This window comes from Streptomyces sp. NPDC001373 (genome assembly GCF_042895815.1).
GTDB lineage: Bacteria > Actinomycetota > Actinomycetes > Streptomycetales > Streptomycetaceae > Streptomyces.
The window spans coordinates 21811-29784 of sequence record NZ_JBIAWQ010000035.1; the positions used below are offsets into that span (position 1 = coordinate 21811).

A 7974-nucleotide genomic window follows, 5' to 3' on the forward strand; every position below is an offset into this window, starting at 1 on the left:
ACCACGGACACAGGGCGCGCCCGCGCACCACGTTGTGAAGGAAGACCCATGGTTGCAACCCGTCCGCGCTCCGTACGGACGACCGGCCTGCTCGTGACCGCCACCGCGGTCGCCGCAGGCCTCGTCTCCACCGGCTCCGCACAGGCCCTCAGCGGCCCCGAGGCCCCCATCGGCCAGTACGCCTACGTCGCCAGGCTGAACATCGGCGACGAGGCCGACGGCCGCGCCTGCACCGCCACCCTGGTCAACGCCCGCTGGGTGCTCACCGCCGCCGCGTGCCTGGCCGCCAAGCCCGGCGACGCGATCACGGCCGGGCAGCCCCTGCGCAATACCACCGCCACCTTCACCGGCGGCCAGTCCCGCGAGATCGTCGAGCTCTCCGCCGGAGCCGCCGACCGCGACCTGGTCCTCGCCCGCCTGGCCGCGCCCGTCACCGACATCGCCCCCGTCAAGCGCGCCACCACCGCCCCGTCCACCGGCACCGACCTGACCGCAGCGGGCTTCGGCCGGACGAAAACGGAGTGGGTCCCCGGCACGCTGCACACCGGTACCTTCACCACCGGCACCACCGACCCGGCGACGCTGACCCTCACCGGCAAGGGCACCGACGCGATCTGCAAGGGCGACACCGGCGGCCCCCTGCTCAACGCCGCCGGCGAACTGGTCGGCGTCAACAGCCGCTCCTGGCAGGGCGGATGCCTCGGCGCCGCCGACACCGAGACCCGTACCGGTGCCGTGTCCGCCCGCACCGACAACCTGGGTGACTGGATCGACCGGATCACCATGCCGCGCAACGGCTCGCAGGTATCCGTCCTGGCCGGCGGCGGCGGCACCATGTGGGCGCAGTCCGGAGACCTGGGCTACGGGGAGTACGGACAGGCCTGGGGCAAGATCGACGGCCAGGACATCTCCCGCGTGACCAGCCTGCGCGCCGGCGAGTACCTGCGCGCGTACGGAATCGCCGGCGGCAAGGTGTACGGCCGCGATCTGAACACCCGCACGGGCCAGTGGACCGACTGGAGCGAGATCCCCGGCGGGGCAGCCGGCACGAGGGACATCTCCGCCGCGATCGTCGACAACGTCGTCCACCTCCAGATCGCCGGCGCGGACGGCTCGCTGTACACCCAGACCGGCGACTACAACGCCGGACACTGGAACGCCGCCTGGACCCAGGTCGCCGCATCGGGCCTGACCAGCGTGACCAGCCTCGCGGCCGGCTCGACCGTACGCCTCTACGCCGTCGCCGACGGCCGCGTCTACGGCCGCGACCTCAACACGCGGACCGGCTCGTGGACCGGCTGGGGCGAACTGCCGGGCGGCGCCACGGGGGTCAAGGACGTCGCCGCCAGCCTCGTCGGCAACAACGTCGAACTCCAGATCGTCGGGGGCGACGGCGCGCTCTGGATGCAGTACGGCAACTACGACGCCGGCCACTGGAACACCGCCTGGACCCGCGCGGGCGGTGACCACCTCACCCGCCTGAGCAGCAGCCCCGTCGGCAAGAGCGTCAACGTCTACGCCGTCGGCGCCTCCGGCAAGGTCCTCAACACCACCCTCCAGAGCGGCCCCGGCACCCTGACCGAGTGGAAGGAACTCCCTGGCGGTCTCGCCGGCACGGCCGACGTCAGCGCCGTCGCCGTTGCCGCTCCGGCCAAGGTGTCCCTGGCCGCAGGCGGTCAGGGCACGCTGTGGAGCCAGCAGGGCGACCTGGACACCGGCGCCTTCGGTGCCCAGTGGGCCAAGGTCGGCGGGGTGGAAGTCACCCGTCTGACCAGCGTCACCGCCGAGAACCACGTCCGCTACTACGGCATCGCCGGCGGCAAGGTGTACGGCCGCGACCTCGACGTCCGCACCGGCACCTGGTCCGAGTGGGGCGAGGTTCCCGGCGGAGCCGCGGGCGCGAGGGACATCACCGCCGCGATCGTCGACAACGTCGTCTATCTCCAGATCGCCGGCTCCGGCGGCTCGCTGCACACCCAGGTCGGCGACTACAACGCCGGACACTGGAACCCCGCCTGGGCCGACGTGTCCGCTTCCGGTCTGACCAGCGTGACCAGCCTCGCGGCCGGATCGACCGTACGCCTCTACGCCGTCGCCGACGGCCGAGTCTACGGCCGCGACCTCAACACGCGGACCGGCTCGTGGACCGGCTGGGGCGAACTGCCCGGCGGCGCCACGGGGGCCAAGGACATCGCCGCCGGCCTCGTCGGCAACAACGTCGAACTCCAGATCGTCGGCGCGAACGGCGGACTGTGGCTCCAGTACGGCAACTACGACGCCGGGCACTGGAACACTTCCTGGACCGATGCCGGCGGCACCGGCCTCAGCCGGGTGACCAGCACCGCCTCGGGCAAGAACGTCCACGTCTACACGGTGGGCACGTCCGGCAAGGTGCAGGGCTCGATCCTCGTCAGCGGACTCGGCACGTTCACCGCGTGGAAGGAACTCCCGGGCGGCCTCTCGGGCACGACCGACCTGACCGCCACCACCAGGAAGTAGCGCCTCCTCCAGGGAGGTGGCTCGATGAGGTGGCCCGTGCCGGCCGTGGGCATGCCCACGGCCGGCACGGGCAGGTGGGCCCGGCCCGCTGACACCGGTATGCGCTGGCGTACGAGAGGTGGTGGCTGCCTCACCGTTCGAGCGCGGCCCGGTGCCAGGGGGAGCGAGGGGAACAGGCTGGGCGCATGTCCGCGATGCTGATCGTCTACCCGCCCGGCGGGCAGGGCTGGCGCCGGGTGCGCTACGACGGCGTCGCCATCAGGGCGCACTGGCCGCAGACATCCGGGTTTCCTCGCGGCCGCCGGGCTGGAGAACGCCGAGGACGTGGATCTCACCGACCCCGACTTTGTGGAGTGGCGAAGCGTCGGCCCGGAAGGCTGGGAGCCCTCCGCTGAGCCTCGCGGGAGGTTGCACACCTGGTACGGCGAGGGTGGAGACATGAGCCCCGCCCTGCGCGTGCCGAGCACACCGGACACCGCACGAACGAGCGCCTCCCCGGTCCCAGGTGCAGGTCGTCCAGCGGGCATCGCGGCGTGCCGTGCCTGAGCCAGGGGTGGTGCCCGAGGGATCCGATCTCGGACAGGCGAGCAATGGGCGATGTACCCCGTCTGCCCCAGAAAACGGGGCCTGACGGGTGAGACGGCGGCGGGGCGATCAATACCCGATCGTAGGCGCCGCCGTTGTCTCAGCGTGGAGTGAGCCTGCCGGAAAGGGGCACCGACGGCAGGCGAGGTCAGGGGTGGAGGCGAGCTCGTGCCTCCCGGACCCTGCGCCGCTTGACGGCGCGCCGTTCCTCCTCGGTGAGGCCTCCACACACGCCCCAGTCCATGCCCCCTTCCAGAGCCCACTCCAAGCAGCGCTCCAAGACCGGGCATCGGCGGCTTCTCTGGGGGCTGATCCTGTGTGGTGGGACGTTGCACCGGAGGGCTATGTTGATCTTCTGAAGATCGTTCTCTGGGTGTGCGGCTCTGTGGCGGGTTGTTGCATCAACCGTCGGATCATGGAGTTGCATTGCGTGCCTTTCCTGTCAGATTGCCCTCTGGAGTGCGGTATTGGACGGTCGTCGATGACGACTACGAGGTCGTGTTCATCGCTGATCAGTGGCTGAGGTTCTTGCGGTTCGGTCGAAGCCGGTCCGAGTTGACGACCAAGGCGTACGCCGGCGGCATAGCGCTGTACCTGCGGTGGTGCCGGTCGACCGGGCGCGACTGGTCCGTCGCTGCGCGGGACCTGGGCTTGTTCATGGTCTGGCTGAAGTACACGCCGTCCTCGCTGGATGAGGACCCGGCGCCGATCGTGCTGGGACCCGGCGCCGACCCGGCTCGCAAAGAGCGGAGGGTCAACGGCGTGCTGACGGCGGTGCGGGGGCTGCTGTCGTACGCGGTGTCGGTCGGTGAGGCACCGAGGGCGGTGCTCGGGCAGATCTACGAGCTGGCGGATAGCCGGGACCTGCCAGTGGAGGCCCAGGGCGAAGACTCCGGCCTGACCTACCGACTGCGGGCTGTCCACCGGAGCCAGGAGCCGGAAGCTGAAGTGGACCGGGCCACCGACGAAGAGCTAGTGGCGATGTTCCTGGAGTGCCGCAACGCCCGTGACCGGCTGATCGTGCTGCTGCTCGGCCGGGTCGGGCTGCGCCGCGGCCAAGCGGCCGGCCTGCACCGCAGTGACTGCCACCTGCTTCCCGACTCGCGGGCCCTGGGCTGCGACTACAGCGGCGCCCACCTCCACGTCCGCCGCCGGGAGAACAGCAACCGGGCCTGGTCGAAATCGAAGCAGGCGTGGACACAGCCGTGAGGTTCCCCCGCTGTGCGAGAGGTGCTGATCAGCTGGTCAGAGCGGGTTGACGTGGTTTCAGGTTCACTGGTTCGGTCGTTGTCTGGTTGGCGTAGTGCTTCTCCTCGAACTCAGAGGGCATTTGATCTAGGCATATTGCCCTGTATGCCCTAGTAGGTTCCTCGCCAGGTCGGTGTGGTTTCGTCCGTTATGCGCTTGGTGAGGTTGTCGATCGACGCGATGTGGATCATGGCTTCGGAGCTGGTGGTGAGGGTCTCGTAGTCGCGGGCGAGGCGGCGGTGCATCATGATCCAGCCGATACTCCGCTCGACTACCCAGCGCCTTTTCACGACGTGGAAGCCGCGTTTTTCGGAGTTGCGGTTGACGACTTCGACGTCGATTCCGAGCTGGGCGCCGTGCTCGACGACGGCGTTCTTGAAGCCGGTGTCGACCCAGCTTTTCGCGATGGTCGGGTAGGTCTCTTTCGCCTGGTCGAGGAGGCGTATTCCCATGGCGTTCTCGGAGAGGCCTGCGCCGGCGACGGTCACGGCGAGGATGAGGCCGATTGTGTCGGTGAGGATGCCGCGCTTCCGGCCGACGATCTTCTTCGCGGCGTCCGTTCCCTGGCTGGTCAGGGGCACGTTGGTGGAGGTCTTGACGCTCTGGGTGTCGATGACGGAGGCGGTCGGCTCGGGCTTGCGCCCTTCCTTCACGCGGGCCAGGCCGGTCAGGTCGTAGTTGAGCTGCGAGAGGATTCCCTCGTCGCGCCAGGCGGCGTAGTAGAAGTAGACGGTGCCGTGTCCCGGGAAGTCGTGAGGAAGGCATTTCCAGGGGATTCCCGTGCGGTTCACATAGAGGATCGCGTTGAACACATCACGTAACTCGACCTTGGGCGGCTGACCGGTGGGCCGGCGGTCAAGTCGGGCTTTCCGCCAGGCCGCCAACGTCGGCTCGATCAGGGCCCATCGGGCGTCGGACAGGTCACTGGGGTACGGCTTCCGCTGGTTCATGTCGCAGCGTGATCACGGACGCGGCGGACGGTTCCGTTCCGCCACTGCTGGGCGTTTCTGCCTCATCCTCGAACCAAACGGGTTTCACATACAAGGAGCGGAGCAAACGGGCGTCCACCTCGAGAGCGCGACGGCCACGAAGGAGGCGCGTTCAGGGCAAACACCTCAGACCTGGCAGCCGTGAACCTCGCCTACCGCCACAAACTATCCCTGAACGCCCACTCAGTTCACCCGCCCACGACCGGGCATCAGCAAGTTCCCCGCCCATGCACTGACCAACGACCGACCTGCCCAAGCCCTCACCACAAACACCGTTGTAGTACTAAGTCGCTCTCGCGCCAATCAGCGTCGAAATTCGGCCGTCAGGGCTCGCCTACTGTCTCCTGGGCCCCCTTCAAGAGCAGTCTGGTACAGGCGTCAGCCATCACGACAGGGGGAAACATGAGCAAGATCGCTCGCAGGTTACCGTACGCGTTGATCACGGCGACAGTCGTGGCGCTCACCGCGGCCGTACCGGCATCAGCCGCCGGGAGCGGGGCGTCCGCCGAAGCGGCGGAGCCCCGCCCGCTCGCCGGGAGCGAAGTCCGGGACCTGACAGGGGTCGCCCGCGCGTACCTGCAGCAGCGGGCCGACTCGGTCACCACGGCCGGAGCCCACCGCCTGGCTCCGCTCGTGCCCGACCGTGCCACACCGGAACTCAGGAAGGGCCTCGCGACGGAGTTCGCCCGGCTCGCCGGGATGGGCCGCGTCTACGAGAAGGCCAGCGGCGGCTACTCCGGCGCCGCGGTGACGGTCACCGCGGGCAAGGCGGAGCATACGGGCGGCAAGGCCACGCTCCGGCTGACGGAGAGCACGAGCCTCTTCTACCCGAACGTCCGCTCGGCGGACGAGCCCAAGGCCGAGGAGTACGTCCTCGACCACACGCTCACCTTCACGCGCGACGCGGTCGGCCGGTGGGTGCTCGCCGAGGACCGCCCGGACCTCGGCGCGGGGGACGTCACCACGTACAACACCCCGCCGAAGACCGAGCAACCTACGGAAGGCGCGAAGAACGAGGACCGACGCACGGCCTCTTCCGCCACCGACCACGTGGCCGGGCAGCGCACCGCGAACGACAAGACCGCCCTGGCCGCCGGGTACAACTACACGGCGATGGTCAACTATGCGAACCGCTACTGGAAGAACCCCAACGGCAGCTACCGCACCTATGGGAACGACTGCACCAACTTCATCTCGCAGGCCATGAAGGCCGGTGGCTGGAAGCAGAAGGGCAGCGGGTTCTTCGACCGCAAGGACAAGGACAAGTGGTATTACGGCGGCCACACCTGGACCACCAGCTACACCTGGGCGGGTGCGGAGAACTGGTACTGGTTCGCCACGAAGTACTCGCAGCGCACCCGGATCCTGTCCAACGTATGGCAGATGGGCCTGGGCGACGTACTGCAGGCGGACTGGGACCGTGACAACACCATCGACCACACGATGATCGTGACCGGCTTCTCGGGCAACGACGAGATCTACCTGACTTACCACACGAACAACACGCACAACCGCAAGCTCACCAACCTCCTCGCCGCGCGGCCGCACACGACGTGGTACGCGCACCGCACCTGATCGTTCACCGTCGTTGACCGGCTCGCCTTCCTCTGGAGCGACATGAAGACACCACTTCGCATCGTGTGCGCGACGGCGGTCGCGGTCCTGTCCGTGGCCGCGTGCGACAGCATCGGGGGCGGGGGCGGTGACCAGGGGAAGGCGAGAAACGAGCGCGACACCGCGGTCGCGTACGTGAAGGCGCTCAACGACCGGGATCCGCAGGCCCTGGCGAAACTCGGCCCGCCCGGGAATGCGGGGACGGAGGAGGAGGCGCAGAAGCTGATCGCCGCGCAGGGCGGACGCAAGCTGCAGGTGGACGACGTCCGGGTTAGTCACGAGTTCGGCCCGGACACGGCAGACGCCCAGGTCCGCGCGACGGACGACAAGGGCCAGCCCGTCAATGAGACGCTGACGCTAACCCGGAAGGGGAAGTCGTGGTACGTCGTCCTGGGCACGAACCCGGGCGGCACACCGAAGACACCGGCACAGACGTCACGGCCGTCGCCGACGGAGTAGTGGTTGAGACGTTGGAGCGGGCTCTCCGTGACCGCTCCGCAGAGGGTGAGGCGGCGGGAGTTCTGGTCGGGACCGCGTTGAACGACGACCACGCGGACTTCGTCGAGTTCTGGTGCGTGCAGGTAGGGACGCGGGCTGTGCCGGGGAGTCCGCTGCTGGGGCTGGCCGGTCTGTGTCTGGGAGACACCGCTCGACGCTTCGGCCGTCTCAGCGATGAAGCCCTGGCCCTGGCGGAGTCGCTGGCGGCGCGGGCTGAGGCGGAGCCGACGGATGTGGACGGCCGCGCCGTCGACGGCTATGACGACGTGCGGAGCTTCCTGCACCTGCGGTGATGCCGCCTGCCGGAGCGGGGCAGGCGGCGTTTCCCCTGCTCACGAGGTCTTTGAGGCGCTTTGTCGGCGGCATTCTTGCTCCGCCGGATGATGTACTGAACTTGAATTCGTGATGTCGGTCAGCTGTCCGTGATCAGGCCGGTGCCGGCCAGACACCCGTCGACCAGGTCCGGGCGGTACTGGATCTGCTTGAGCCTGCGCTTGACGGCCCGGGTGATCTGGCCGAGGTCGGCTGCGGCAAGGTTGCC

At 68.8% G+C, this 7974-nt stretch carries 6 protein-coding genes and 1 pseudogene; 5 read left to right on the forward strand and 2 right to left on the reverse strand.

Going from position 1 to position 7974, the window contains the following annotated elements; translation table 11 throughout:
- Positions 1 to 48 precede the first annotated feature (48 nt).
- On the forward strand, positions 49 to 2499 hold the full coding sequence (locus ACFY15_RS35515) for a trypsin-like serine protease (protein ID WP_390826910.1): 2451 nt from the start codon (positions 49 to 51) through the stop codon (positions 2497 to 2499).
- 733 nt (positions 2500 to 3232) lie between these two features.
- Here ACFY15_RS35515 and ACFY15_RS35520 read toward each other — a convergent pair.
- A pseudogene (locus ACFY15_RS35520) lies at positions 3233 to 3379 on the reverse strand (WhiB family transcriptional regulator); the annotation flags it as partial.
- 260 nt (positions 3380 to 3639) lie between these two features.
- On the opposite strand from ACFY15_RS35520, the gene ACFY15_RS35525 reads away from it, so the two are divergent.
- Positions 3640 to 4293: a hypothetical protein gene (locus ACFY15_RS35525; RefSeq protein WP_390826911.1), complete on the forward strand. Its 654-nt coding sequence runs from the start codon at positions 3640 to 3642 to the stop codon at positions 4291 to 4293.
- A gap of 149 nt (positions 4294 to 4442) precedes the next feature.
- Here the strand turns inward: ACFY15_RS35525 and ACFY15_RS35530 are convergent, their stop codons facing one another.
- Positions 4443 to 5282 (reverse strand): IS5 family transposase, encoded by an 840-nt coding sequence (locus ACFY15_RS35530; protein ID WP_390826912.1) that lies wholly within the window; start codon positions 5280 to 5282, stop codon positions 4443 to 4445.
- A 441-nt stretch (positions 5283 to 5723) separates the two neighbouring features.
- On the opposite strand from ACFY15_RS35530, the gene ACFY15_RS35535 reads away from it, so the two are divergent.
- From ACFY15_RS35535 to ACFY15_RS35545, 3 genes are all read left to right on the forward strand, one after another.
- A complete protein-coding gene (locus ACFY15_RS35535; protein ID WP_390826913.1) occupies positions 5724 to 6896 on the forward strand; it encodes an amidase domain-containing protein in 1173 nt (390 codons plus the stop codon).
- A gap of 42 nt (positions 6897 to 6938) precedes the next feature.
- Positions 6939 to 7394, forward strand: a complete 456-nt coding sequence (locus ACFY15_RS35540) for a hypothetical protein (RefSeq protein WP_390826914.1) — start codon at positions 6939 to 6941, stop codon at positions 7392 to 7394.
- A 77-nt stretch (positions 7395 to 7471) separates the two neighbouring features.
- Positions 7472 to 7726 carry a hypothetical protein gene (locus tag ACFY15_RS35545; protein ID WP_390826915.1) on the forward strand — a complete coding sequence of 85 codons (255 nt, stop codon included), beginning with the start codon at positions 7472 to 7474 and terminating at the stop codon, positions 7724 to 7726.
- Positions 7727 to 7974 lie beyond the last annotated feature (248 nt).